Source organism: Simplicispira psychrophila DSM 11588 (assembly GCF_000688255.1).
Taxonomy (GTDB): domain Bacteria; phylum Pseudomonadota; class Gammaproteobacteria; order Burkholderiales; family Burkholderiaceae_C; genus Simplicispira; species Simplicispira psychrophila.
The window spans coordinates 1-25,661 of the sequence record NZ_JHYS01000012.1 but is presented as its reverse complement, the minus strand read 5'-3'; the positions used below and the strand labels follow the sequence as shown (position 1 = coordinate 25,661).

22 protein-coding genes are annotated in these 25,661 nt (G+C 62.4%); 7 read left to right on the top strand and 15 right to left on the bottom strand.

What is annotated here, in order from left to right; all coding sequences use genetic code 11:
- Positions 1 to 28: 28 nt before the first annotated feature.
- The 4 genes from Q390_RS0112370 to Q390_RS0112355 form a co-directional block, all read right to left on the bottom strand.
- Complete coding sequence (locus Q390_RS0112370) at positions 29 to 940, bottom strand: class I SAM-dependent methyltransferase (RefSeq protein WP_027996344.1); 912 nt, start codon at positions 938 to 940, stop codon at positions 29 to 31.
- Positions 941 to 1,057: 117 nt separating this feature from the next.
- Positions 1,058 to 2,257, bottom strand: coding sequence for a glycosyltransferase family 4 protein (locus Q390_RS0112365; RefSeq protein ID WP_027996343.1), 1,200 nt, complete (start codon positions 2,255 to 2,257; stop codon positions 1,058 to 1,060).
- A gap of 129 nt (positions 2,258 to 2,386) precedes the next feature.
- Positions 2,387 to 4,105, bottom strand: a complete 1,719-nt coding sequence (locus Q390_RS0112360) for an ABC transporter ATP-binding protein/permease (protein ID WP_169737281.1) — start codon at positions 4,103 to 4,105, stop codon at positions 2,387 to 2,389.
- A 299-nt stretch (positions 4,106 to 4,404) separates the two neighbouring features.
- Positions 4,405 to 4,674: a hypothetical protein gene (locus Q390_RS0112355; RefSeq protein ID WP_027996341.1), complete on the bottom strand. Its 270-nt coding sequence runs from the start codon at positions 4,672 to 4,674 to the stop codon at positions 4,405 to 4,407.
- Positions 4,675 to 4,904: 230 nt separating this feature from the next.
- Here Q390_RS0112355 and Q390_RS18405 point away from each other — a divergent pair, with 230 nt between their 5' ends.
- Positions 4,905 to 6,197 carry a THUMP domain-containing class I SAM-dependent RNA methyltransferase gene (locus Q390_RS18405; protein ID WP_051603217.1) on the top strand — a complete coding sequence of 431 codons (1,293 nt, stop codon included), beginning with the start codon at positions 4,905 to 4,907 and terminating at the stop codon, positions 6,195 to 6,197.
- On the top strand, positions 6,187 to 6,636 hold the full coding sequence (locus Q390_RS0112345; protein WP_027996340.1) for a putative toxin-antitoxin system toxin component, PIN family: 450 nt from the start codon (positions 6,187 to 6,189) through the stop codon (positions 6,634 to 6,636). The genes Q390_RS18405 and Q390_RS0112345 overlap by 11 nt, the downstream gene beginning before the upstream one ends.
- Before the next feature lie 121 nt (positions 6,637 to 6,757).
- On the opposite strand, the gene groL is transcribed toward Q390_RS0112345, so the two are convergent.
- Together groL and Q390_RS0112335 are read right to left on the bottom strand one after the other, a co-directional pair.
- Complete coding sequence (groL, locus tag Q390_RS0112340; protein WP_027996339.1) at positions 6,758 to 8,407, bottom strand: chaperonin GroEL; 1,650 nt, start codon at positions 8,405 to 8,407, stop codon at positions 6,758 to 6,760.
- Positions 8,408 to 8,491: 84 nt separating this feature from the next.
- A complete protein-coding gene (locus Q390_RS0112335; RefSeq protein WP_027996338.1) occupies positions 8,492 to 8,782 on the bottom strand; it encodes a co-chaperone GroES in 291 nt (96 codons plus the stop codon).
- A gap of 346 nt (positions 8,783 to 9,128) precedes the next feature.
- Between Q390_RS0112335 and Q390_RS0112330 the strand changes: the two genes are divergently transcribed.
- The 3 genes from Q390_RS0112330 to Q390_RS0112320 are packed head-to-tail and all read left to right on the top strand — an operon-like array spanning position 9,129 to position 12,154.
- Positions 9,129 to 9,503 carry a DUF2304 domain-containing protein gene (locus Q390_RS0112330; RefSeq protein WP_027996337.1) on the top strand — a complete coding sequence of 125 codons (375 nt, stop codon included), beginning with the start codon at positions 9,129 to 9,131 and terminating at the stop codon, positions 9,501 to 9,503.
- On the top strand, positions 9,500 to 10,969 hold the full coding sequence (locus Q390_RS0112325; protein ID WP_037472935.1) for a mannose-1-phosphate guanylyltransferase/mannose-6-phosphate isomerase: 1,470 nt from the start codon (positions 9,500 to 9,502) through the stop codon (positions 10,967 to 10,969). Before Q390_RS0112330 ends, Q390_RS0112325 begins: the two co-directional genes overlap by 4 nt.
- A 27-nt stretch (positions 10,970 to 10,996) precedes the next feature.
- Positions 10,997 to 12,154: a glycosyltransferase family 4 protein gene (locus Q390_RS0112320; RefSeq protein ID WP_245606914.1), complete on the top strand. Its 1,158-nt coding sequence runs from the start codon at positions 10,997 to 10,999 to the stop codon at positions 12,152 to 12,154.
- A gap of 25 nt (positions 12,155 to 12,179) precedes the next feature.
- On the opposite strand, the gene Q390_RS19175 is transcribed toward Q390_RS0112320, so the two are convergent.
- The 9 genes from Q390_RS19175 to Q390_RS19165 form a co-directional block, all read right to left on the bottom strand.
- Positions 12,180 to 13,262 carry an acyltransferase family protein gene (locus Q390_RS19175; protein WP_051603216.1) on the bottom strand — a complete coding sequence of 361 codons (1,083 nt, stop codon included), beginning with the start codon at positions 13,260 to 13,262 and terminating at the stop codon, positions 12,180 to 12,182.
- 3 nt (positions 13,263 to 13,265) lie between these two features.
- Complete coding sequence (locus Q390_RS19170; RefSeq protein ID WP_051603215.1) at positions 13,266 to 13,874, bottom strand: YdcF family protein; 609 nt, start codon at positions 13,872 to 13,874, stop codon at positions 13,266 to 13,268.
- A 4-nt stretch (positions 13,875 to 13,878) separates the two neighbouring features.
- On the bottom strand, positions 13,879 to 16,386 hold the full coding sequence (locus Q390_RS0112310; protein WP_027996334.1) for a glycosyltransferase: 2,508 nt from the start codon (positions 16,384 to 16,386) through the stop codon (positions 13,879 to 13,881).
- Between the two features lie 71 nt (positions 16,387 to 16,457).
- Positions 16,458 to 16,955, bottom strand: coding sequence for a GNAT family N-acetyltransferase (locus Q390_RS0112305; RefSeq protein ID WP_027996333.1), 498 nt, complete (start codon positions 16,953 to 16,955; stop codon positions 16,458 to 16,460).
- The gene (locus Q390_RS0112300) at positions 16,952 to 17,239 is read right to left on the bottom strand and encodes a type II toxin-antitoxin system TacA family antitoxin (protein WP_027996332.1); all 288 of its coding nucleotides are present in this window, start codon (positions 17,237 to 17,239) and stop codon (positions 16,952 to 16,954) included. The genes Q390_RS0112305 and Q390_RS0112300 overlap by 4 nt, the downstream gene beginning before the upstream one ends.
- A 73-nt stretch (positions 17,240 to 17,312) precedes the next feature.
- Positions 17,313 to 18,575, bottom strand: coding sequence for an ABC transporter ATP-binding protein (locus tag Q390_RS20545; RefSeq protein WP_037472934.1), 1,263 nt, complete (start codon positions 18,573 to 18,575; stop codon positions 17,313 to 17,315).
- Positions 18,572 to 19,402 carry an ABC transporter permease gene (locus tag Q390_RS0112290; RefSeq protein WP_051603214.1) on the bottom strand — a complete coding sequence of 277 codons (831 nt, stop codon included), beginning with the start codon at positions 19,400 to 19,402 and terminating at the stop codon, positions 18,572 to 18,574. The genes Q390_RS20545 and Q390_RS0112290 overlap by 4 nt, the downstream gene beginning before the upstream one ends.
- A 7-nt stretch (positions 19,403 to 19,409) precedes the next feature.
- Positions 19,410 to 20,435, bottom strand: coding sequence for a glycosyltransferase family 4 protein (locus Q390_RS0112285; protein WP_027996329.1), 1,026 nt, complete (start codon positions 20,433 to 20,435; stop codon positions 19,410 to 19,412).
- Positions 20,436 to 20,530: 95 nt separating this feature from the next.
- The gene (locus Q390_RS19165; RefSeq protein ID WP_169737280.1) at positions 20,531 to 21,901 is read right to left on the bottom strand and encodes a methyltransferase domain-containing protein; all 1,371 of its coding nucleotides are present in this window, start codon (positions 21,899 to 21,901) and stop codon (positions 20,531 to 20,533) included.
- Positions 21,902 to 22,257: 356 nt separating this feature from the next.
- On the opposite strand from Q390_RS19165, the gene Q390_RS0112275 reads away from it, so the two are divergent.
- Together Q390_RS0112275 and Q390_RS0112270 are read left to right on the top strand one after the other, a co-directional pair.
- Entirely contained in the window at positions 22,258 to 24,789 is a 2,532-nt protein-coding gene (locus Q390_RS0112275) for a hypothetical protein (protein ID WP_027996328.1), read from the top strand.
- Positions 24,790 to 24,904: 115 nt separating this feature from the next.
- A complete protein-coding gene (locus tag Q390_RS0112270) occupies positions 24,905 to 25,141 on the top strand; it encodes a DUF6447 family protein (RefSeq protein ID WP_027996327.1) in 237 nt (78 codons plus the stop codon).
- Positions 25,142 to 25,661: the final 520 nt, after the last annotated feature.

Sequence of the window (25,661 nt, the reverse complement as noted above, 5' to 3'; positions counted from 1 at the left end):
TGCTGGCACTCGTCAAGCAGAAACGGTGCTATTTTCTGATGGCAAGGGTGAAAATGGGCAGGCCGGCCCACTTCGGCCATTTGGCTGCAGCCTGGCGTTTGGCCCCGTGCTCGGAAAGGATGGCGGATATTCTCCACGGCCTTTTGGCGATCGACAGGGAGGTTTGAAAAAAGCTGGGCGCCCTGAAAGTCGGTTTCTTCGCCGACCAAGGCCTGAAAACCCGGTCGGCCAGGCGTGATTCTGAATAATCGAACGATTTTAAAAATTGCAGCAGAGTCGGCGGCGCAAAGTACCAGCGATGGTCCAATTGCCACGCCCACCAGCCCCGGCCGCACAGCAGTCTTTCTGCGCTTTGGTAATTGCCTGTTTCCAGAATCAGCCAGCCGCCCACAGCCACCCGGTCCCAGGCGTTTTTCAGCATCGGCTCCGGGTCGGGCAGATGCTCAACCACATCCCACATCGTGACGCACATGAATTTTTCATCTGGTGGCAGATGCTCCAGACTGGCGCTGGTCAACTTCAGATGGGCCAGCGTTGTCTGCTGCTCCTTCTCGGGTGGTATGGCCGGGTCCAGGCCGAGCGCAGTCCAGCCGTTTTTGGCGGCCTCAGTAGCAAAATTTCCATCTCCACAGCCAATATCGAGAAGGGTTTTTTCCTCGATGTCCAGTTCATTCAAAAAACCCAACTGAAGATTCGATATCTGGCTGCGCAGATGCGTATCAAAATAACTGGCTTCGCGCTTGTTTTCATATGCATGCTGAAAAAACGCATTGCTTTGCTCGACGGTTCTTTCCAGCGGCCATTGCCAAGCAAAATCACAGGCGGGGCAGGTGCGGACTGAAACGGTTTTATCTGCCTGATCTGCATCGCAGGCAATGCATTCCATCTCAATAATCGCATCGTGCTGGCAAAGTGGACAGGTGCTGCTGGCAGGGTTCATGAAAATACCTCCGGTACATGGTTTTCATAATCAAAAGGTGATAGCCCGTATCTTGAAAACTGCCCACAAGGTGCTGGTTGCCCGATGCACAGCACGCTGTGGTTGCCTAGCGTGCCTCTATTGCAGGCGCGTATCTGGCGCCGGCAGCGGGCGTGGTGCCCTGTATTGCTCCAAAGTCCGAGCCCAGGTGAATTGGGCTGCGACGTGGTGGTGCAGTTGGGCGCCCAGACGCTGCGCCAGCAGTGGTGTATCCAGCAGCGTGCGCAGGCCCGCTGTCAGGGCGGCAGCCTCCTGCGCCGGCACCAGCAGGCCGTTGACGCGGTCCTCAATCAGTTCGGCAATTCCCCCCACGTTCGAGGCAATCACTGGCAGCGCAAAAGCGCCGGCTTCCAGCAGTACCAGGCCAAAAGCCTCCTGGCGGCTGGGCAGGCAGAAAATCTCTGCCTGCTGAAAGAATCCTGCCACTTGGGAATGGGGCACATCAACAAAAAAATGCACGCGCTCCTGCAGGCCTTGCTGTGCGCACAACTGCTGCAGCCCCGCCAAGGCGTTGCCGCTCGCACCGACCAGCACCAGTTGAAGGTCGGCATACTCCTGCGCCAGGGGGACAAAAGCCCGGATCAGGACGTCCTGGCCTTTGAGAGGAATGAATTTGCCGACGCTCAAAATGACCCGCCCGGCCAGGTGCGGGGCGGTGCGGGCGGTGGCAGGCAGGCCCGTGAACGACGCTGTATCGATGCCGTTGTAGATCAACTGCAAGGGCAAATCTTCGCCCAGCGCCTGCACCACCCGGCGGCCCAGATCGGCCGAGCACACCACGATGCGTTGCGCCTGGTGCAGCAAGGCACGCCAGTGTTTTTTGATGGCTGGCGGCGCAGTCTGCAGGGGTTCGATATCTGAGCCGTGGAATGAAAAGACAAAGGGCACCGGCTGGCTGAACCGCCGCACGGCATGGTGCAGCGTCAAGGCAGTTTTTCCAGGGGAATGCGGGTTGATGGCTACCACTTGGTAGGTTTGGCAAAAGCGCTCGAACGCTGGCTGAAATTGCCACATCCAGGCCAGAAACGCCAGTTTTTCCTTGATGCCAGCCTGCGCAGGCCAAGACCGGATGCGCCAGCGCACCGTCTGCACACCCTGCACCCTTTGCCACACTGGCTGGGGTGCATTCCAGTCACATACCAGCACCAGCGGGCGCACGCTGCCCGAGTGGTACATGGCCTGTGCCAAGCTGATGACCACCTGGTTCACGCCACCCAGCGCCTCCAGCGACCAAGGGAGCACAAAAAGATGGCACGGCGCTGGGTGCAAATTGGACATGGGATGTTTCTTGCCTGAGCAGTTTTTGTTCTGAGTCCGATTATTCGTTCCCTTTGGCCACGCCGTGGCTCAGCGGTTGCAACGCTTCGTGACTTCCTGCACGCTTGTCACCGTAGTGGCCGCCGTGCTTTAGCCTGTGAATTCGAACTCGGCTGCGGCGTGCAACTGCCAGGCGCCGTCGCTCTTGAGCTCCAGCACGTGGCTGTGGTGTTGCAGCACCGAATGCCGGTGCGCAATGCTCACCAAAGTGACGCCGCTGGCGCGCAGTCGCTGGTAGAGCGCGGTCTCGTTGGCGCTGTCGAGCGCGCTGGTGGCTTCGTCCAGAATTACCATGCTGGGATTGCGCACCAGTACCCGTGCAAACGCCAGGCGCTGCTGCTCGCCGGTGGACAGAAGTTTTTCCCAATCGTGTGTTGCGTCCAGCCCGCCGACCCGCTCGGCCAGCGTCTCAAGATGGATTTCTTGCAGCAGTTCCAGCAGCCGCTCATCGGCCAGCTCGGTGGTGGTCGAGGGATAAATGATCTGGCTGCGCAGCGTGCCGCTTTGCATGTAGGGGCGCTGTGGCAAAAAGAACATGTCTTCGATGGAGGGGTGCTGTACCACCCCGGTGCCGCTGTTCCACAAGCCGGAAATGGCGCGCAGCAACGAACTTTTGCCGCAGCCGCTGGGGCCGGTGATGAGCAATGCATCGCCGGGGACCAGGTGCAGCGACAAGCCCTGCACCAGCAGGCGGCGAAAATCGGGTGTGTACAGGCTGAGATCCTCGATGGTCAGGGTCTCGCCAGCGCGCCTCTGTATCGTCTGCGCAGGACTGGGCTGCACGATGGCTGCCAACCCGTCGATCGCCGCCGCCTCGGCCCAGGGTGCGGGGGAGACCGGGGTTTTCAGCACCACTTGTGAGAGCGCGTGCAGTCGGTCGATGCCGGCCACGAAGCGGCTCAGGCTCTCGAAGTTGTCCACGATGAGCGACACGGCCGCCAGCACGGCGGTGAAGGCCCCTGCGGCCTGCACCGCGCGCCCGACTTCCATCTCGCCCGCCAGCACGGCACCCGCCAGTACGATGCTGGGCACTACCAAGGTGAGTTGGCTGAAAGAACGCTGGAACAGGTTGAGCGAGCGCTGCTGCTTGATCATGCGGGCGAAGTTGTTGAATGCCGCCTCAAAGCGTTGATTGAGTTGTGCGCGCTCCTGCGCTTCGCCGCGGTAAAACGCAATCGATTCGGCGTTCTCGCGCAGCCGCATCAGACCGAAACGGAAATCGGCCTCCCGGCGCAACTGCCAGAAATTCATACGGATCAGGGGCGTCCCGAAAAGGTAGAGCGCGCCGAAGGTGCCGAGAAAGGCGTAGACCGCTAAAATGGCGACCAGGGTGTGCGAAATCGACCAGAGCACTGCACTGAAGGCCACCAGCTGCATCAGCGAGCCCATGAAAATCAGCAAAAAGTTGGTGGAGCGTCCGGTGAAGGTGTTGATGTCTTCGCTGATGCGCTGGTCCGGGTTGTCGATTTCGCCGCGTGCACCAATTTCGTAGTATTTGCGCTCGCCCAGGTAACCATCCAGAAAGCGCGACGTCAGCCAGCGGCGCCAATAGTTGGAAAACGCATCGCGCATGTAGTAGTAAAACGCGTACACCGGCACCGCGAAGGTCAGTACATAAAGCGTGGTGCGCACGGCGGCCCAGAAGCGCGGGGCATCCTTGGCCGCCAGCGCGGAGGTGATTTCGCCGCTCTTATCGACCAGCATCACCGCCAACTGGGTATCGACGACCATCAGCCCGATCAGGAGTGCCATCAACCCCCAAGCCGTGCGTTTTTTGTCGCCCTGCCAATACGGCCTGGCGACGCTCATAAATTGCTTCCAAGCGGCAAGCGACAAGGTCGGCGGGCGCCTGCGCCGGGTTTTTGGGGGTTTCAAGGGGGCGCCAGCGCCAAGTCCCTTGGGGGAAGTGTCAGGCGGGGCTGTAGTGGATGCGGGTGTAGACATGGAGCGTGTGCGGGTACGGGGGAGCGAAAGAGCATCCGCTTGCAAGCATAGGGGCATCCCCCGCACCGATCTGTCAGCCAACGCACGCTGTGGTGTAGGCGGGCGCCGCGACATGCACCGTCTGCGCTGTAGCACCACCGCGCCCAGCCAGGGCCGGATGGGCCTCAGCTGCGTCCCAAAGCCCGGTGGGCGTCCTCGGCCTCCAGCCGGAACACGGCCACCGCTTGTGTCAGCCGGTCAGCTTGTTGTTTGTCGCGCACCCAGGCCGAGAGCTGTTCAGCATAGATCTGCGTTAATTGCTCAATACGCGTATCGACCGATGCCAGCGTGTCTTGGCGCACCGTGAAAAAAGTAGCGGCTGAGAGCAGCACTAAAGAAGCCAGTGTGATGCCGATGCAAATGACAATCAGGCGGGCGCGGATAGTTCGTAACAAGATAAATCCTTGGTTTGGATGGGTGCAAGGGGTAAAGGCAGAAGACAGGCCCTGGTGGGGCGATAGTCTCTGGGGGTGCACGTTACTCTGGCGCAATACAACATCAACACTGCCCGTGTTTCGGGTTGTCGGCAAAATACAGAGACATCCAAGCCAATTATTGGCTTGCCTTGGCTGCTTTGGCCTAGGTGCCGACCCGAATCCGACAGTGGCTTTTTCGATCTGAACCCATGAACCAACTCCAACTTTTCCTGCCCTGCGCCGCCGGCGTCGAGGGCTTTCTGGCCGAAGAGGTCCACCAGATCACCGGCCTGAGCGGCCACGACCTGCTAACCGCGCGCGGCGGGGTGATGCTGAACGCCTCGTGGCGCAATGCGCTGTTGCTGAACCTGCACTGCCGCCTGGCGCAGCGCGTGCTGGTGCAACTGGCGCACCAGCCGTACCGCAGTGAAAAAGACCTGTACGACATCACCAGTGGCGTCGCCTGGGAAATCTGGTTCACCACGCGCCAGACGTTCAAGATCGAAGTCACCGCCCAGCACAGCCCGCTGACCAGCCTGAACTTTGCTGCCCTGCGCGTCAAAGACGCCGTGGCCGACCGCTTCCGTGCCAAAAGCGGCGTGCGCCCCGACGTCAACACGCAGTGGCCCGATGTGCGTATCCACCTGCACCTGACCACCGAGCACGCCACGGTCTACATCGACACCTCCGGCGAGCCGCTGTTCAAACGCGGCTGGCGCGAAGATAAGGGCGACGCACCGCTGAAGGAAACCCTGGCCGCCGCCATGATTGCCGCCAGCGGCTGGGACCCACACGGCGAGTCGCCTGTGCCGCTGTACGACCCGTGCTGCGGCAGCGGCACCATCGCTATCGAAGCGGCGCAGATTGCCTGCCGCATCGCTCCCGGCCAGCGGCGCCGCTTTGCCTTTGAAAAGATGCTGCCGTTTCAGGCGCATGTCTGGGATGCTATTAAAAGAGAAGCTGAAAGCGCAGAGCAGGAAAGCCCTGTCGCCATCTTTGGCAGTGATGTGGCCCACCGTATGGTGGACTTTGCCGAACGCAACGCTGAGCGTGCTGGCGTCGCTGGCGTGGTGCAATTGCGCGGCGGTGATGCCTTGCAACGGATGCCACCGTGCGAGCAGCCCGGTGTGATGCTGCTGAACCCGCCCTATGGCGAACGGATTGCTGCCGCCGGCAGCGCCGGGCAGAATGCCGCCGAGCGCGCCCGCACCGGCACCGTGGGTCGCGAGGTGGCGCAGACCGAAGAGGGGGGGGGCGGCGGCGAATTCTTCAGCCAGCTGGCCACGCACTGGAAGAAAAATTACGCCGGCTGGCAAGCCTGGTTGCTGACGCCCGACCTGAAACTGCCCAGCAAGATGCGCCTGAAAGAATCGCGCCGCGTGCCGATGTGGAATGGCCCGATCGAATGCCGGCTGTTCTGTTTCGACATGGTGCGCGGCACCGCCCGGGGGCCGCGTGTCGGCGCCTCTGACCAGCCAGCCATCCCGCCCGATGCGCGTTGAGTTGCGCTGGCCGCTGGAGTCTTTGGGCTCCGCCCGCGCGCTGGTGCTGGACACCAACATGGTTCTTGACCTGCTGGTGTTCAGCGACCCGGCCACTGCGCTGCTGCGCGAGTTGCTGCACGCTAAAACCCTGCGCTGGGTGGCCACTGCCGCGATGCGCGAAGAGTTGGTGCGCGTGTTGGGTTACCCAAAAATCGCTGCTCGGGTGGCGTTCTACGACTTGACCCCGGCCAGCGTGCTACAGGCCTTTGACGCACAAACGCAGACCCTGCCTGTCCCGCCCCGCATCCCCGCCACCTGCCGCGACGCCGACGACCAGAAATTCCTCGATCTCGCCGTAGCGGAGCGCGCCGTGTTGCTGAGCAAAGACAAAGCCGTCATTGCCCTGCGCAAGCGCCTGCTGGCTTACGGCACCCATGTAGGCAGCGCGCTGGTGTAAATAAACGAAACGCCCACAAAAAAGCCCGCAGGTTGCAACACCTGCGGGCTTTTGATTTTTGGCCCAAGGGCCGGGAGCTCAGGGCAGGTGCAAGACCTGCCCCGAAGGCACCACAGGCAAATTACATGCCCATGCCGCCCATACCACCCATGCCGCCCATATCGGGCATACCGCCGCCGCCAGCGCCTTCGTCCTTAGGCGACTCGGCAACCATGCACTCGGTTGTCAGCATCAACGACGACACCGAAGCGGCGTTCTGCAGTGCCGTGCGCGTCACCTTGGTGGGGTCCAGAATGCCCATCTCGATCATGTCGCCGTAGGTGTCGTTGGCCGCGTTGAAGCCGTAGTTGCCCGAACCAGCCAAGATGGCAGCGACGACCACCGAGGGCTCGCCACCGGCGTTGGCGACGATTTCGCGCAGCGGTGCTTCGATGGCTTTGAGCACCAGCTTGATGCCGGCGTCTTGGTCAGCGTTGTCACCAGCGATGGTGCCCACCGACTGACGGGCGCGCAGCAGGGCCACGCCGCCGCCGGCCACAATGCCTTCTTCCACGGCAGCGCGGGTGGCGTGCAGTGCGTCTTCGACACGGGCCTTCTTTTCCTTCATTTCGACTTCGGTAGCCGCGCCCACCTTGATCACGGCCACGCCGCCGGCCAGCTTGGCCACGCGCTCTTGCAGCTTTTCGCGGTCGTAGTCGCTGGTGGCTTCTTCGATTTGCACACGCACTTGCTTGACGCGCGCTTCGATGTCCGCAGCTTGGCCTTCACCGTCGATGATGATGGTGTTTTCTTTGCCCACTTCAATGCGCTTGGCCGAACCCAGGTCGGCCAGCGTGACTTTTTCCAGCGTCAGGCCGACTTCTTCCGCGATGACCTTGCCGCCCGTCAGGATGGCGATGTCTTCCAGCATGGCCTTGCGGCGATCGCCAAAGCCTGGGGCCTTGACTGCAACCACTTTCAGGATGCCGCGGATGGTGTTGACCACCAACGTTGCCAGGGCTTCGCCTTCGACATCTTCCGAAACGATCAGCAGCGGACGGCCCGACTTGGCGACTTGCTCCAGCGTCGGCAGCAGATCGCGGATGTTGCTGATCTTCTTGTCGTACAACAGCACAAACGGGTTGTCCAGAATTGCGGATTGCTTTTCAGGGTTGTTGATGAAGTAGGGCGACAGGTAACCGCGGTCAAACTGCATACCTTCAACCACTTCGAGCTCGGACTCCAGCGACTTGCCGTCTTCCACGGTGATGACGCCTTCTTTGCCGACCTTGTCCATCGCATCGGCAATGATCTTGCCAATGGTCTCGTCCGAGTTGGCCGAAATCGAACCGACTTGGGCGATTTCCTTGCTGGTGGTGGTGGCCTTGGAGGCCTTCTTCAGCTCGGCGACGAGGGCGGTGACGGCCTTGTCGATGCCGCGCTTCAGATCCATCGGGTTCATGCCGGCGGCGACGTACTTCATGCCTTCGCGCACGATGGCCTGGGCCAGCACGGTAGCCGTGGTGGTGCCGTCGCCAGCGATGTCAGAGGTCTTGGAAGCGACTTCCTTGACCATCTGCGCGCCCATGTTTTGCAGCTTGTCTTTCAGCTCGATTTCTTTAGCGACAGACACGCCGTCCTTGGTCACCGTGGGGGCGCCGAACGAGCGCTCCAGCACCACGTTGCGGCCTTTAGGGCCCAGGGTGGTTTTGACGGCGTTGGCCAAAATGTTCACACCTTCGACCATGCGTGCGCGGGCTTCGCCGCCGAAAACTACGTCTTTTGCTGCCATGTTGGAGCTCCTGAATATGGGTTAAATAGGGGTCTAGCGCTTATACGGTAAGCGCTATTAGCTATCAATTAAATAGCGTTTGAATTACTTCTCGACGACGGCAAACAGGTCGTCTTCTTTCATGACCAGCAGCTCGTCGCCATCGACCTTGACGGTCTGGCCGCTGTACTTGCCAAACAACACGCGGTCACCGACCTTGACGCTCATCGCGCCCAGCTCGCCCTTGTCGTTCTTCTTGCCGGGGCCGACGGCCAGCACTTCGCCTTGGTCTGGCTTTTCAGCGGCGTTGTCGGGGATGAAGATGCCGGAGGCGGTTTTGGTTTCGCTTTCGATGCGCTTGACAATCACGCGGTCAGCAAGGGGGCGAAGGTTCATTGCGATTTCCTCGGTATAAAAGTTGGTTACACAAAAAATGCCCAGGACACCCAGGCACTCCTCAAAATTCAACCAGGCAGTGCTGGCTGGCACTCTCTGGTATCGAGTGCTAATGATAAGGGCGTTTATCGGCCTTTCAAGAGCAAGGCAGGGTAAGAGCTTGTTCAGCGTCTCGCCGCAGCTGCCCTGGCGGGGTCGCAGCAGCTGTGGCGAATACAATCCCAGCCTTCCTCCCACGCCTCTGCAACGCCCTGTTTTTTGGCCGGCCCTGCCGCCCTGTGCTGCAGAGTCCCGCTCCCGCCCGGCCTGCCTGGCGCAACGAGACAGACCCAAACGACCCCCGCACATGGCACCACTGCAACTCACCACCACCTTGCTCGGCCTGGGCCTTGCGGCCCTGATCCTGTTGCTGGTGCGGCGCGACCGCCTCTACCTGATGCACGGCCTGTTTTGGGTGCTGGTGGCTGCGCTGACGGCCTTGCTGGGCGCCTGGCCCGGCCTGATTGATCACCTGGCCCACATCGCCGGCATCAGCTACCCGCCGGCGCTGCTGCTGCTGTTGGCCTCGGCGCTGCTGCTGCTCAAGGCGCTGCACACCGACATGGTCAACACCCGCATCGAGCGCGACGTGCGCCGCCTCAACCAGCGCCTGGCGCTGCTGGAAGCCGGCCTCGCATCGCCTTGCGTACCCACTTCCGCAGACACCTCCACCACACCATGACCCTGACTTCCACCCTCGTCCCCGTCATCCTGTGCGGCGGCTCCGGCACCCGCATGTGGCCGCTGTCGCGCGAAACCTATCCCAAGCAATTTTTGGCGCTGGCCGGTGAGCACACCATGCTGCAAGACACCGCTCTGCGCCTGCACGGCCTGCCCGCCAGCGCCGGCCTGTCGGCCACGCCGATCGTGGTGTGCAATGTGGAGCACCGCTTTTTGGCTGCCAGCCAGCTGGCTGCGGTGGGCGTGCACAACCCGGCTATCGTGCTGGAACCGACGGGCCGCAACACCGCGCCCGCGCTGACCCTGGCCGCCCTGCAGGCCAGCGCCAACGGCACCGACCCGCTGCTGCTGGCCATGCCGGCCGACCACGTCGTCACCGACCGCCCCGCTCTGCACGCCGCCGTGTTGCAAGCGCAAGCCGTCGCCGAACGCGGTGCCATGGTCACCTTCGGCATCGTCGCCGACCGGCCTGAAACCGGCTACGGCTACATCCAACGCGGTGCAGCGCAAGCGCAGGGTGGCTACAGCATCACCAGCTTTGCCGAAAAACCCGACGCCGCCACTGCCAGCGCCTACATCGAGGCGGGCGACTACCTCTGGAACAGCGGCCTGTTCATGGTGCGCGCCAGCGTCTGGCTGCGTGCCATCGCCGCCTGTCGCCCCGACATCCTGCAAGCCTGCGAAGCAGCCATGCAGCACGCCGTGCGTGACCTCGATTTCGTCCGCCCTAATGCCAACGCCTTTGCCGCCTGCCCGTCCGACTCGATCGATTACGCCGTGATGGAGCGCCTGCCCCAGCGCCCTGACCTGTGCATTCCTGCTTGCGTGCTGCCACTGCAGGCCGGCTGGTCCGACCTGGGCGCCTGGGATGCGCTGTGGGACGTGTTGCCGCACGACGCCGACAACAACGCCACCGTGGGTGACGCGGTGCTGCACGATTGCCGTGACTCGCTGTTTTTGTCCAGCCACCGCACCCTTGCCGGCGTCGGCCTGAACAACATCGTCGTCATCGAAACCGCCGATGCGGTGTTGATTGCCGACAAAAACCAGACGCAAAGCGTCAAACACATCGTCGCCCAGCTGAAAACCCAAGGGCGCGAACTGACCCACACCCACCGCAAAGTGCACCGCCCCTGGGGCTGGTACGACAGCATCGACGGCGGCGAGCGCTTCCAGGTCAAGCGCATCGTTGTCCACCCCGGTGCCAGCCTGAGCCAGCAAATGCACCACCACCGCGCCGAACATTGGGTGGTGGTGAAAGGCACGGCGCAAGTCACCAACGGCGACAAAACCTTTTTGTTGGGCGAAAACGAATCCACCTACATCCCGCTGGGCCACATCCACCGCCTGGCGAACCCCGGCAAAGTGCCGCTGGAAATCATCGAAGTGCAGTCGGGCAGCTATCTGGGGGAAGACGACATCGTGCGCTTTGAAGACACCTACGGCCGCGTGCCGACAGCGCTTTAATCCCTCGCGCGCACTCTTTCACTCTTTGTGGCCATCGATCTCATCCTCGGCGCCGACAGCATCAGCGCGCCGCTCACCGGCATTGGCCGCTACACCCTCGAATTGGCGCGTGGCTTGCCGCAACACCCCGACCTCGCGCGCATCCGCTACTTTGCCTTGGGCCGCTGGTTGGCGCTGCCCCAACTGCTGACCGCTGAAACTAACGCCCCCGCCGCAAGGCCCAGCCTGCGCAGCCAGCTCGCCGGCAACCGGGCGGCCGTGCGCGCCTTTCGCCTGCTGATGCCCACCCTGCAACGCCTGCGCCTGCGCGGTCAGGAAGGCTCCATCTACCACTCGCCCAACTTTTTTCTGCCACCGTTTGCCGGACGCACCGTCACCACGGTGCATGACCTCTCGCACCACATCTACCCTCAATTCCACCCGCCGGCGCGCATCGACTACATGCGCCGCATGTTGCCCGACAGCCTGCAGCGCGCCAGCCACGTCATCACCGTTTCTGCATCGGCCCGGCAAGACCTGATCACCCATTTTGGCCACCCGCCCGAGCGCATCACCGCCATCGCGTTGGGCGCCAACCCCGCCTTTCGCCCGCACAGCGCGGCCGAACTGGCCCCAGTGCTGGCCCGCCTGGGTCTGCAAGCGCAGGGTTACAGCCTCTACGTCGGCACCATCGAGCCGCGCAAAAATCTTGACCGCCTGCTCGACGCCTACGAAAGCCTGCCCGCGCCGCTGCGGGTACGCTACCCGCTGGTCATGGCCGGTAGCCCCGGCTGGCGCTCCGAAAACACCCATGCCCGCATGGCCCGCGCCGCCAGCGCTGGTTGGCTGCACTACCTGCGCTACGTTGCTCAAGCCGACCTGCCGGCGCTCTACGCTGGTGCGCGCTTGTTTGCCTACCCCTCGTTGTATGAAGGCTTTGGCCTGCCGGTGTTAGAGGCCCTGGCCTCAGGCGTGCCGGTGGTCACGTCCAACACCTCCTCTTTGCCCGAAGTGGTCGGCAACGCCGCCCTGCAGATCGACCCGCACGATGTCCCCGCCCTCAGCGCGGCTCTGGCCCAAGGCTTGCAGGACGACCCCTGGCGCGCCCAAGCGCGGATGGCCGGCTTGCAGCGCGCCAGCCAGTTCACCTGGGCACGCTGCGTGGACCGCACCCTGCAGGTGTATGGGCAACTGCGCACCGCCTGAGTGCCCGTGCGCCTCCGAAACATCGTTACTGCCGGTACATGCCGCGCAGCCGCAAAAACGGCCGCTCAATCGTCGTGTAGGACAGCGCCGCCAGGCCCAGCGCCAGCGGCAGCAGCACTGCAAAATTGACCAGCGCATTCAGCGCCACCGAGCCAAACGGCGTCCACACACCCACGTAGCGCTGCAGCACGTACAACAGCAGCCCGTGCCACAGATAAAACGAATAACTCCACTCCCCGCCGCGCTCCAGCGCACGGGCCACGGGCGTTGGCCAGGCAATGCGCGCGCTGACATAGCCCAGCACCAGCGCTGACCACATCAGCGCCTCCACCGTGCCCCACACCACCCACGCCGCCTGGCGCGGATCGGGCGAGAAATGGCTGGCAAAACGCGCCTGCCAGCTGGTCGCTGCCCACACCAGCGCCACTGCCAGCGCCAGCAGCACCCGGCCATGGCGCTCAAACCAAGCGCGGTGCTGCGTCCACAGCACTGCCGCCAACATGCCCCATAAAAACTGGTCAAAGCGCCCGACCAGCGTCGAATAAAACATGTGGGTGGACCGCTCCGTCACCCCATAGGCGGCCAGCTTGACCAGCGCCATCAGCGCAATCAGGCGCAGCAAATAGCCCGCGCCCTCCGCGCGTACAAAGCGCGCCAAAAACGGAAACACCAGATAGAACGTGAACTCGACCGAAATCGTCCATGCCGCGCCGGTAATGAACGAGCCCGAGGTCGGTGCCTGCCCCAGATTCGAGAAAAACACATACAACACATCGCCGGCCCGAAACACATCGCGCCCGACCGAAATGGCAATGAAGAAAAAAAACAGAAACAACGGAAAAATGCGCAAAAAGCGATTGCGGATAAACGCGCCATAGCGGATCTCGCCACCCTGCAAACCAATGCACATGAACAAAAAGCCCGATAGCACAAAAAACAGCGCCACCCCGGTGTGTCCCTCAGTGATCAAACCCAACGCCGCCGCATACGGCGCCGGCTGCCACTGGCCAAAGTAAAAATGGAACACATGAAAGGCAAACACCAGCAGCGCTGCCAGCAGACGCAAATGGTCCAGCGCCGGCATGTGGGCCACATTCAAACTCTTCATATTTCAAACATCCTGTATCCGTTGTTTTCTTACGCGCGCCGCTAAAAACTCCAGATGCGCCGCGCTGTCTCCCGGCGCTACGTCCGCTTGCCGCAGCGCGCCCACTTGCAATGCAAACGCCAGCTTCTCGCGCCAGCGCAGGCGCCAACTGCCCGCATGGCCCGTCCCCACACAGCCTGCGGGCGCGTGGCCCCAGACGCGCTCAAACAACTGGCTGCTGCGCCACAGATGGAAATCGTCCGATATGACCACCAGCCGCTGCAGCCCATGGCGCGCCGCCAGTGCGCCGCCCAGCGCCACATTGCCCAGCGTGTCCAGCGCCTGCGCTTCCTGCAGCACATGCGCCGCCGGCACGCCCTGCACCTGCATAAAGCGCGCCATCCACGCCGCTTCGGTCAGCCCCGCCGCCATGCCCATGCCCACCCCCTGGCCGGTGCCAGGCTGGCGCACCAGCGCGCCGCCGGTCACCAGCAGGCGCGGCAGCGCCACGCCCGCTGCCCGACACGCCAGGTAGTAGCGCACTGCCGTGCGGCTGCGGTGCCATTGGGTGCGGTCTTCACCACCCAACACCAGCAGCGCTTGCGCGCCCTCGATCAGCTTCAGATCCCGCACTCCCTCATACCACCGGCGCCAGCGCACGGGCAATCGACTCCCAGCCGTACACCTGCTCGGCCAAGGCCCGCGCTGCCGTGCGCAGTGCCAGGTGCGGCGCGGGTACCAGGGGCGCCAGGGCGGCCAGTGCTGCGCCAAAGTCGCTGGCCTCGCACTCCACATAATGCGTACCTGGCACAAATGCCAGGCCGCGTGCGCCCACTGGCGTGCTCAGCACCAGCAGGCCGTGGCCGGCATAGTCCAGCATCTTCAGATTGGTGCCCGAGCCGCTGGACATCGGGTTCAGTCCGACATCGGCGGCGCGCAGCAATGCCGTCAGCGCCCCCTCCGACACCACCCCCAGCGCGCGCACATTCGCCGCCAGGGGCTGCTGGTGCGCCTGTGCCTGCACATGCTGACAAATGCTGCCGACCAGCGCAAACGACCACTGCGGGCACTGCGCCGCCAGCGCCAGCACCGTATCCGCCGCCACCAGATTGGGCCCGTGGTAACTGGCCACAAACAGCGCCAATGGCCGCTCGCCCCAGCCCAGCTGGCGCTTCAGTGCCGCGCGCCGCTCGGACTCCAGCCAGGCATCGGTGGGCAACTGCGTGCCATTGGGTGCCAGCTCAATGCGCTCGGGTGCGCGGCCATACAACTGCGCCAGCCGCTCGCGGTTGGACGCGCTCACCGCCCACACCCGCTCGGCGCGCTGCACCAACTGCGCCTCTGCCGCCGCCACCTGCTGCACCGCCCGCTGCGCCGCCCCGGGCGCGCGCAAATCCAGCGGCGCCCGGGGCGTGCGCGCATCCTCGGGCGATGGCAAGGGCACGCCCAGCACCACTGCCTTCATGTCGGCCTCCACGTTGTGCGCGTCGTACCACACCGGCCCCTGCCACAGCGCAAACACCAGCGGCGCCATATACACATGCGCCGCCACCACCACATCCGCCTGCGCCGCCAGCACCTCAAACGCCTGGCGAAACTCGCGCAACTCGCCGTGGTACAGCAGCGCCGCAATATCCGTCACCGAACACCGCAGCGCCTTGGTCAGCGCGTGCTCCGCCTGCTCAAAGCGCTCCGACGCGGCCACGCACACCTCGCGGTAATGTGGGCCAAAGCAGCGCTCCTGCGCCGCACTGCCCACCGGCCCCAGGTTCAGCAGCGTCACATCGGCCCACTGCGCCAGTCCCTGCGACAAATAAAACAGCCGCTTCCGGCCGCCGTTGTCCGGCGGATACACGCCAAACGTATTCACCACCAGCAAACGCTGGCGCCCTGACCTGGCCCGCTGTGCCACAGGTGCGGTGCTGATGGCGGCCGTGGCTGCCGTTACTGCCGTGGCTGCAGTTACTGCCAGCCCCTGCTCCGCCGCCGCCAGCAAGCCCTGCGCCGTGCGCTGCCACGACACCTGCGCCGCCGTCTGCTGCGCCGCCGCGCCCATCTGCGCCAGCCGTGCCGGATCGGCCAGCATCTCGTCCAGCGCTTGCGCCAGCGCTGCCTCGGTGGGGGCCACCAGCCGGCCATTGACGCCGTCCTGCACAAACTCGGTCACCCCGCCGGCGTCGCTCACCGTCAGCACCGGCTTGCCCGCCGCCATGGCTTCGAGCGTGATCAGCCCCATGTCCTCGTCCAATGGAATGAACGGTACCAACGCCGCGCGGCTGTAATGCTCCACCAGCGCATCGTCGTTCAGCCGCCCAGCAAAACGAATGCGCGCATCGCCCGCCGCCAGCGCGCGCAGGTTCTCGGCTTCGGGCCCATCGCCAGCAATGCACAGCGCCACCGTGGTGCTGCTGCGCCGATAAGCGCGCACCAGCAAATCCAGCCGCTTGGGCGCATCCAGCCGGCTGGCGGTAAAGACAAACTCTGCCGGCCCGCCGTGCAGACCCTCTAAATTGGACGGATGTGGCAACACCTCCACCTGCGCGCCGGCTGGAAAATACCCCTCGCGCCGCGCCACCACCCCTGAAATAGCGAAATACCTTTGAATCGCTCCCGGCGCCAGCGCAATCGCGTCCAGCTTGTGCACCAGCGCCCGCACCAGTGGGCCGGGCAGGGCGGTCAAAGTCCGCAGCGCTTCGGGGTCGAGGCTGGCGTCCTGTTGCAACGCCCGTACCCGCGCAAAAATCTCCGGCAACAACGCCCGCTCACAGCCCGGCGCTTGCAACAGCCGCCACAGCCCCTGCAGCGCCGGCGGCAAGCGCTCGGGCTGGCGCGCCATGCTTTTGGGGTAGGTGTCGTACAGCCCGCGCAGCGTGTGCTGCAAATACACCACATGGTTGGGGTGCTGCACCATCCACGCCGGGTACTTGGTCGAGATCACCGCATCAAAGTGGCTCAAGTCCAGCAGGCTCCAGCGCTCATAGCTGGCGGCAATCTGCCAAAAATCTTGTTCTGGCGACGGCAGCTTGATCAACTCCATCGCGTGCTGCGTGTGGCGGTTGACATGGCCACTCAGGCCCCACCACAACTTCTCCGCCCCGCCCACGACAAAGGGCACCCCACTCGGGGCAATCAGTGCAATTTTCATAGCTATCAGCGCTTGTGTTTATTGGGCTACAGCCATTTTTTGTCTAAATTTTGTGAGCGCGCCGCTCAATATCACGACAGCCCTGCGCGAAGATCGGCAATGGTGGCCATCAACGTCATGGGATCAAGTGGAGAGGAATCGAATCCCACACGTTCGTAAAAATTCTGTGCAGCAGGCGATAGGGCGTGGACTATCAGGCCGCGAATACCAATGGCGTCGGCCGCCGCCACCACGCGCAAGCAGGCATCGCGCACCAGCGCGCGCCCGATGCCACTACCTTGCAGTGACTGGTCGATGGCCAATCTCCCCAGCACGACGACCGGGATCGGATCGGGCATATTGCGCCGCAAACGCCCCGTGGCCATATCGGGCGCCACTGCGCTGGAGGCCAGAGCGTAATAAGCGCGCACCCGACGGCCCTCACACACGACAACAAAGGTGCGTGATGCACCCGTGGCCTGATTCTTCAGGGCACGCTGCTTGAGCCAGTGGTCCAAGCTCTCAACGCCACAAGCAAACGCTGTCGTGTCGTGATGCGCCGCCAGCGGCTCGGGAGCCAGCAAGCTCACTGGATATCCCACGGAGCCGGTGTTTGCAGGGTTTTTTGTAGGCGAGCGTTGGGGGCTGGAGGGCGATTCAGACGCACCAAGAACTCGGCATAAGCCTCTGGACTGACCACCAGCAAGGCCTGATCGAGCAAAGCCTCTTCTGCCGCGACACGTGCCGCATCCAAGATGAAGTCGGTGCGGTTCTTTCCCCGCACTTTGGCCGCGCGGTCAATCAAGCTACGCACTTCAGGCTTGATGCGCAGGTTAAGTGTGTCGCGCTTGGCGCTGAGGGGGGTTGCAGTCATGCGCTGAGTATAAGTATCTGTAATGTCTTTGTCATTACTTGCTTGGCGTGGAGTGGCCGTTGGATTAGCCAATTTAATTGGAATCTGACCCCAATAAAACCGCCGCCACGCCATTCAAATGGCACACGCCCTCAAACAAAGGCTCTGGCCCGCGCACCACCTCGATCAGCGCCGCCTTGTCCCACCAGTCGTAGCTGTTTTCGACGTGCGTCATGTCGCCGTGCAGCGCCACTGAAATCGTGTAACTTCCCGGCCCGATGTCCAGCGCGGGGATGCGCCAGCACAGCGTCGCCTCCACGCCCGGTGCCAACTGCGCCAGCCCCTCGGTCTTGACGTGCCAAGTGTTGGTGCCAAACACATCGTTGCCCAGCCGGTCGCGCAGCAAAAAACCCACCGTCAAATCGTCCACCGCCTGCTGTTTGCACAGGCGCACGCGCAGCTGCAGCGCCTCGCCGACGCGAAACACCTGCGCCGGCCCGTGGGCGTTGTGCGCTGACACCGCCAGCAGCCGCGCGCGTCCGTCGCCCGAGCGCACGCCGACGCTGCGCTCGCCCACCGGCGCGGCGGTGGCTTCAAAGCTGGTGTTCTCGCGCTCGGCCACCAGTGCGTTGTACAAATCCAGCACCTGGTCGGGCGTGTCGTCGGCCACAATGCGCCCGGCGTCCAGCAGCACCGCGCGGTCGCACAGGCTCTTGATGGCGCCGGGGTCGTGCGAGACAAACACCAGCGTCATGCCCTGCGCTCTAAATTCACGGATGCGCGCATAGCACTTGTGCTGAAAATACACATCGCCCACCGCCAGCGCCTCATCGACGATCAGCACATCCGGGCGCAGCGCCGTCGCCACGCTGAACGCCAGCCGCACCTGCATCCCGCTCGAATAGGTGCGCACCGGCTCGTCCATGTAGTGGCCAATCTCGGCAAAGGCTTCGATCGCCGGCATGGCGGCGGCAATCTCATGGTCGGCCAGCCCCAGCAGCTGCGCTGAAATCCAAGCGTTTTGCCGACCGGTGAAGTCGCCGTGAAAACCCATGCCCAGCTCCAGCAGCGCCGCCACCCGGCCGTGCATCTGCACCTGGCCCTCGGTGGGCGTGGTGGTGCCGGTGACCATCTTCAGCAGCGTGCTCTTGCCGGCGCCATTGCGCCCGATGATGCCCAGCGCCTGCCCCTGCGGCACGCACAAATCGAGGCCGCGCAAAATCCACAGCAGCTCATGGCGCGGCGGCGCCTTCGGGCGCAGCCACTCGGCCAGCCGGCCCCAGCGCGACGGATAGCGCTTGTACGCCTTGCCCAAGTTCCCCAGCGCAATCGCCCACGGCTGTTCATTGGTACTCATAACTCATCCGCCATTTCCGGTGCCCGCTGCTGATACACCCGCCAGCCAAACCACAACAACGCCAGCCCCGCCAGCGCCAGCCCCGCCAGCGCCAGCCAGGCCGCTTGCCCCGGCAAACGCGCATAGACAAACACCTGCTGGTAATGGTGCACAAACACCGCAAACGGGTTCAGCCACGCCCAGCCCTGCGCCCACGCCGGCAACACCGTCGCCGGATACACAATCGGCGTCAGCCAGAACCAGAACAGCAGCCCGACATTCACCAGTTGCCCGACGTCGCGAAAAAACACATTCACCGTCGCGGCCAGCATCCCCAGCGCCAGCGTCCACACCACCTGCACCGCCAGCGCCGGCAACACCCCCAGCAGCACCCAGCCCGGCCAATTGCCACTGACCAACAAAAACAGCAAAAACAGCCCGCTGATCACCGCAAAGTTGAACGACGTCACCCCCAGCGACACCAGCGGCAGGCAAATGCGCGGAAACGTCGCCTTTTTGAGCAAATTGGCATTGGCGACAAACACCCCCTGCAGACGCCCCAGCGATTCGGCAAAAAACGTCCACGCCAGCAGCCCGGCGCACAGGTAAATGCTGTAGCCATAGGTCGATTCGACCCCCGCCAGCCGGTTGCGCATCACATTGGCAAACACCAGCGTGTAAATCGAAATCATCGCCAGCGGCTGGATCAGCACCCACGCCCCGCCCAGCAACGAGCCGCGAAACTGCGCCTCAATATCGCGCCGCACACTGCCCACAATGAACGTGCGAAAGCGCAGCACATCGCGCACGATGCCCGGCAGCGGCCACTTCAACCAATTTAGCGACATAACAAACCTAACGACATAACACCTCCACCACCCGATCCCACGACAACCCCAGCCCCAGCACCCGCGCACGCCCGGCCTCGCCCATGGCGCGGCTGCGCGCCTTATCCATCCACAGCGCCTCGATGGCATCGGCCAGCGCCTGCGGCGACGGCTCCACCACCCAGCCGGTCTCGCCCGGCACCACAAATTCGAGTGGCCCGCCCGAATCGGTGCAGGTAATCACCGGCTTGGCGGCGTACATGGCTTCAAGCGTGATGTAGCCCAAATCCTCATCGCGCGGCACAAACACCACCCCCAGCGCGTGCGCATACAGCGCTACCCGCTCGGCCTCGGTAAAACTGCCGATCAGCCGCACCCGGTCTTGCAAGCCATAACGCTCTATCAACTGCGCATAGCGGTCGTGCTGCCCGCCGGTGCCGCCCAGCAAAATCTTTACCGGGCAACGCAGCAGCCGCGCCGCCTCGATCAACAAGTCCTGGCGCTTGAGCGACTCCAGCCGGCTCGGAAAAAACACATAGCCCCACTCTGCAGCGCAGTGCAGCGCCTCGGCCCCCGGCGGCGGGTGGTACAGCGGGGCGGCGGTCACGCCATTGAACTGCTGCATCCGCTCTGCCACCCGCTGCGAATTGGCAAACACGCGCTTCAGCCGCGGCAACACCCGGCCATCAAACCCCAGCACCTGTGCGCGCAACTGCACCAGTGCCGGCGAGGCCTGCGCCGCATCAAACAGCTCGTACACCGCCCGGTGCTGGTGCAACACCCAGGCCACATGCTCCGGGTGCGCCATGCCATAGCCGGGGAATTGCAAGCTGATCACCCGATCGACCGGCTGGCCATTGGGCGCGCTCAGGTCAAAGCCCTCGCAAAACGCCATCAGCCGCGCAATGTCTGCTTCGGGTGAAAACTTGAACGGCAGCCGAATGCGCTCGATGGCATGGCCCGCCCGCTGCAGCGCCGCCTCCAGGTTGTCGGCGTGCATCTCCGCCCCACCGCGCAAAAACGGCGCTTGGCTCGAAGTCAACAAAATACGCATGGCAAGAGGTGCTTAAATAGGTCGATAAATATCAAAAATGATAGCTGCTAGCGCACGTGTTTAAAGGGCTAGAGGCCGATTTGGCTTAAAAATGCTTAAACTTTGCGCCCAATCACCGCAAAATCCTGCCCGCCACAGGTCATATGGTTCAACCGCTGCACCACCGGCGTGTCGCCGGCCACATTCGACTCGACCGGATACGGATGCAAACGCGGCACCGCCACCACCTCCAGCCCGCAGTAACGCACCAAAAATGCCAAGCTGTCCGGCGTCAGCGGCTGGCTGTGCGTCGGATCGTGGTGAAAGGTGTGCGTCGCCACCCAAATGTTCTCTGGATTGGGCGTTTCCATAATCAGCAGCCCGCCCGGCATCAGCACCCGCGCGCACTCTTGCACCAGCGCCAGCCGCAGCGCAAACGGCAAATGCTCCATCAGGTGAAACGCCGATACCACCAGCGCCGACGCCTCTGGCTGCGCTTGCAACCACGCCAGCGCATCGCCCACCTGCACCTCTAGCCCCAGCGCCTGCGCATCGCGCACGGCGGCGGCATTCAAATCCACGCCGCGCCCCTGCAAACCGTGTTCGCGCAGCACCTCCAGCCACACGCCGCGCCCGCAGCCCAAGTCCAGGCACGGCCCATCCACCCCCAGCGCCGCGCGCGCGTCTTGCACATAACCCACATAGTCCTGCGCCAACTGCGCCCGCAGCAGCGGCGCCGGGCCGCGAAACGACACCTCCAGCGCCGCCAGAAAAGCATCCACCGCCGCCGCACTGGCCGGCGTGCGCGCCGCCAGCGCCCGTTCCAGCACCGACTCCAGCGCCCCCACCTGCATCTGCTGCTGCGCCAGCCCCGCCTGCATCTGCGCTTGCAGCTGCGCCAGTTGCCCCTGCAACGCCACCTGCTGCGCCTCTTGCCGCGTCGCTACCTGCCACGCCAGCCCCAGCGCCCCGCGCTGCAGGCGCCGGGTTAGCCAACGCTCACTGCGCCGCCACACCCCGCGTACCAGCCACGGCCCGCGCAGCAGCGGCGACTGCACCGCCCACAGCGCCAGTTGCGCCAGCCAGCCCCAGCGCAGCGCCTGTCCACCGCGCAGCGTCTGCGCCTCGGGCGACAGCGCCAGCGCCGCCAGCAACTCGGTGCGCGGCACGTGCTGGCGCAGGCGCTCCAGCACATGCGCTTGCCCGCCGGCATCCGGCGCCCGCGCCAGCAGTTGCCGATACGCCAGCGCCACAAACCCCGCCTCATCCGCCAGCAAAAACGGCCCCAGCCCACCGGCCCGCGCCGCCAGCGCCCACGGCACCGCCGCCGCCGTTTGCCCCGCGCCCGCCGCCGGCCCGCCCGCCCCCAGCCATGGCCGCGCCACCACCGGCGCCGCGCCGGTTGCCTCCCCGTGCTCCTCCGCTGCTGCGCGCAAGCGCTGCAGCAAAGTGTCCAGGTCCAAAGCTTCCACCGCAGATTGATCCATATCCATCACAGGCCCACACAAAACAACACCCAATAAAAAAAGGCGCACTCTGCGCCTGCTATCCATCCCGCCCGCCAGTGTAGCCAACGGGCCTGCCGCGCTCCCGCGTTTCTAGCCATGTGCGCAGCGGTGCATATATATATGGCATCTCAGCCGGCCCACCCTCGCCAGCGCCCTAGCACTGCAACTGCAAAAGGCAAGCATCTTGCGCTGTTTGTATTTTTTGCCCCACATTCGCGGGCCGTGCAGGCGCCAGACAGCGTAAATTGCCTTCGAATGCCAATAGCGGTGTGGTATCGTCACCGTGCACTCCTCAAATTGTGGAGGCAGATTCACTTTTCAACGGAGAAAAATCCATGGCTGCAGCTCAATATTTCGAACAAGTTCAAAAAATCTTCATCGCGTTTTACCAGCGCCCTGCCGACCCAGCTGGTCTGAAATACTGGGCTGAGCGCGTGGACGCGGCCGGTGGCAACATCAACGAAGTGATCAACGCCTTCGCTTCTTCGGCTGAAGCCACCGCCCTGTACGGCGCTGTGAATGCCACCACCATCGGCGCCGTCGTTGACAGCCTGTACATGGCCCTGTTCAACGTCGCCCCCGACGCAGCCGGCAAGGCCTTCTACGTCAACGGCTTTGCCGCTGGTACCTTCACCGCCGGCACCATTGCCCTGGCCGTGCTGAACGGTGCCCAGAAAGACGACCGCATCGCCATCAACAACAAGGTGCAGGTTGCCAACGAATTCACGCACCAGGTCGATGGCCGTGCGCTGACCGATGCCTACTTTGGTTCCGGCGCCAGCTTCAACGTCACCTACTCGGGCGATGCGGATGCAGTTGCTGCCCGTGGCATCCTGAAGGCGGTGACGTTCTCGCCTTCGACGGTGATCAGCCCTTCGGCTGTGACCGAAGCACTGAAGGCGCAGATTGCTAATCCAGGTGATGTGATCATTGGTCAGACCGGTGGTCAGACGTTCACGCTCACTACGGGTATTGACAACCTGACCGGCACCGCTGGCAATGACACCTTTGTCGGTGTGGCTGATGCCACTACCGCGACGCTCAACACTTTGTCTGCTGGCGACTCCGTCAATGGCGGTGCTGGCATCGATACTCTGAAAGTTATTGTTGCCAATACAGTCGGTGCTAATACTCCTCTGGCCGGCGTGACTCTGTCCAACATCGAAAAAATCACAGTGCAAAACGTCGCTGTTGGTGCTTCGACCATCAACATGCAGCCTATCGCTGGTGTGACCACCGTTGGTTCGCTGAACAGCACTGGTACTGTGACCTTCCAAAACTTGGCTGCTGGCACGAACGTCGCTGTGGGCGGTTCCGCCCAAACCGGCGCTGTGAACTTCAACCAACTGAACGCTTCTGATGCAGTCAACGTGACAGTTGATGGTGGCGTGAATGGTGTTACGGTTGCAGCTACTGCTGGCACGGCGACTACCGCGACGATTAACTCCACCGGCGCTGCCAATGGCAACGTTGCTGTTGGTAATGACACCTTCGTTCTGAGTGGCGGCACCAATACAGTGACCAAGCTGAATGTCAATGCTGCCACGAACCTGCGTGCAACGTTGACTGTTAGCGACTTCGCTACTGCTGGTGCAGACTTGGTTGTTGCCGGTGCTGCCAGCAGCGTGAATCTGGGCAATGCAGGTGTGTTCAAGACCATTGACGCCTCCGGCTTGACTGCTGGTGGCGTGAATGTTGCACTCAATGCAGTGACCACCAGCTTCAAGGGTGGTGCTGGCAATGACAGCGTGACTGGTGCTGCTGTTGTTACTGCTAGCGCTTCCATCGATGGTGGTGCTGGCATCGATACTGTTGCTGCTACCCTGGTGAATGCCGGCAACTCGGCTGCCTTCAAGAACTTTGAGTTGATTGACTTGGCAGGTGCCACTGGCACTCTGGACGCTGCGCTGTTGACTAACTCGACGATCACTGGTGTCGCCTATACCGGTGCTCTTGGTGGTGCATTTGTTCTGAGCAACTTGGTTGAAACCGCTGCTGGCTTCAATGTTGACGTTACTGGTTCCGCTGGCTCCGCAAGCACCCTTGGCTTCACGGCTGCAAGCGTTGCAGGTACTGCCGATGTTTTGAACTACAACTTTGCTGCTGCTAACGCTGCTAGTGCAACGGTCATCAATGCCAACACTATTACTTCGGCTGGTATTGAAAATATCAACATCAGCTCGAAGGGTGGCCTGAACATCACCAACGCACTGACTGTTGTTGACAATACTGCGAAGTCGATCGTGATCACTGGTGACCACGCTCTGAGCTTGGGCATCACTCAAGCTGCTGCTTCAGCAACTGCCTCTTCGGCACTGACTAGCATTGATGGTTCTGCTGCTACCGCAGCCCTGACCATCACTGTTGGCGCGGTGACCACAGGTTTGCAGTCTGCATACACCATCAAGGGCGGTTCGGCTAATGACGTCATCACTGTTGCCACTACCGCTGGTGCAACCTCGGTTGGCGCTACTGTGACGACTGGTGCTGGTAACGATAACGTTAATGTTACTGCTGCTACGGCTCAGGTCGCAACTGCTGCATTCCAATTCACAACTATCACTGACTTCCAGAAGGGCGATAGCCTGACTTTCGTGAACCATGGTACAGAAGTGTTCAATGCTGCTGCGGTTAACGTTTCTACAGCGGTGACTTTGGAAGCTGCTGTAAACTTGGCTTCTTTGGGTGACGGTGCTACGGCAAACAGTATCATCAGCTGGTTTGTGTACGGTGGTAACACCTACGTTGTTGAGGACAACTCTGCTGGCATCACTTTTACTGCTGCCGACAATATCGTTAAGCTGACCGGTATTCTGGATCTGTCCGCTTCGACTGGTGCAGGTACTAACGTTATTACCTTCGCCTAATCTCTCTAGGAGACAAGCACTCGCCTTCAGGTAGGTGCTTGAGGTGAAAGCCACTCAAACCCCTGTGACTTCGGTTGCAGGGGTTTTTTCACATCTAACCCACAAAGCAAAACCAATGAACCAAGAGCAAAAAATCTCCATCGACGGCCTGGACTACCCGCTGTCCACATTGAGCGATGCGGCCAAAGCACAGCTGCAAATGCTGCAAATCACCGAGCAAGAAATCCAGCGCTTGCAGTGGCAACTGGCGATTGCACAGACAGCGCGCAATGCCTATGCGCAGGCGTTGAAAGCTGCACTGCCATCAGCGACTGAACTGGCATTGCAAAGCGACACCTTGAAGCTGAACTGAGCCAGAAGTCAAACAGCATCCCCGTGACTCAGTTGCAGGGTTTCTACTTCTCCTGTGGCTCAGTGGCACCGCATTCCATTGATAAAAGAGAGGTTGCCGGTTCGACCCCGGCTCGGGGCACCATTGTTTATCCTCAAGCTGGAATGGGCTGTGCAAACCCAAGCTCCAGCCATACAAGCCAGCCATGCTGTGTCAGCGTATGTGCATCCAAAACCAACGCTTCTAACCCGCTTTGCACAGTCTTGTAATTGCTAATGCAAAGCCTTGTCAGGCTTCAATGGGTGCTGTGTGTACTAATAACTGCCTTTGATGGCTCATACCTCTACTTGCTTTCTGCAATAAGGCACACAGCAAGAGTCTAAGCAGACAGTACGCCAAGAAGATGATGCTCTAGCGTCTTGAACGGCTACTCTAAGACCTTGAACCAATAAGTAATCTAGTCTAGGTGACTAAAAGGACACCCACTTTAGTTGCCTAAATAAACAGCGCCGCCTAAACTGGCACCATGAATCGCCCGCCC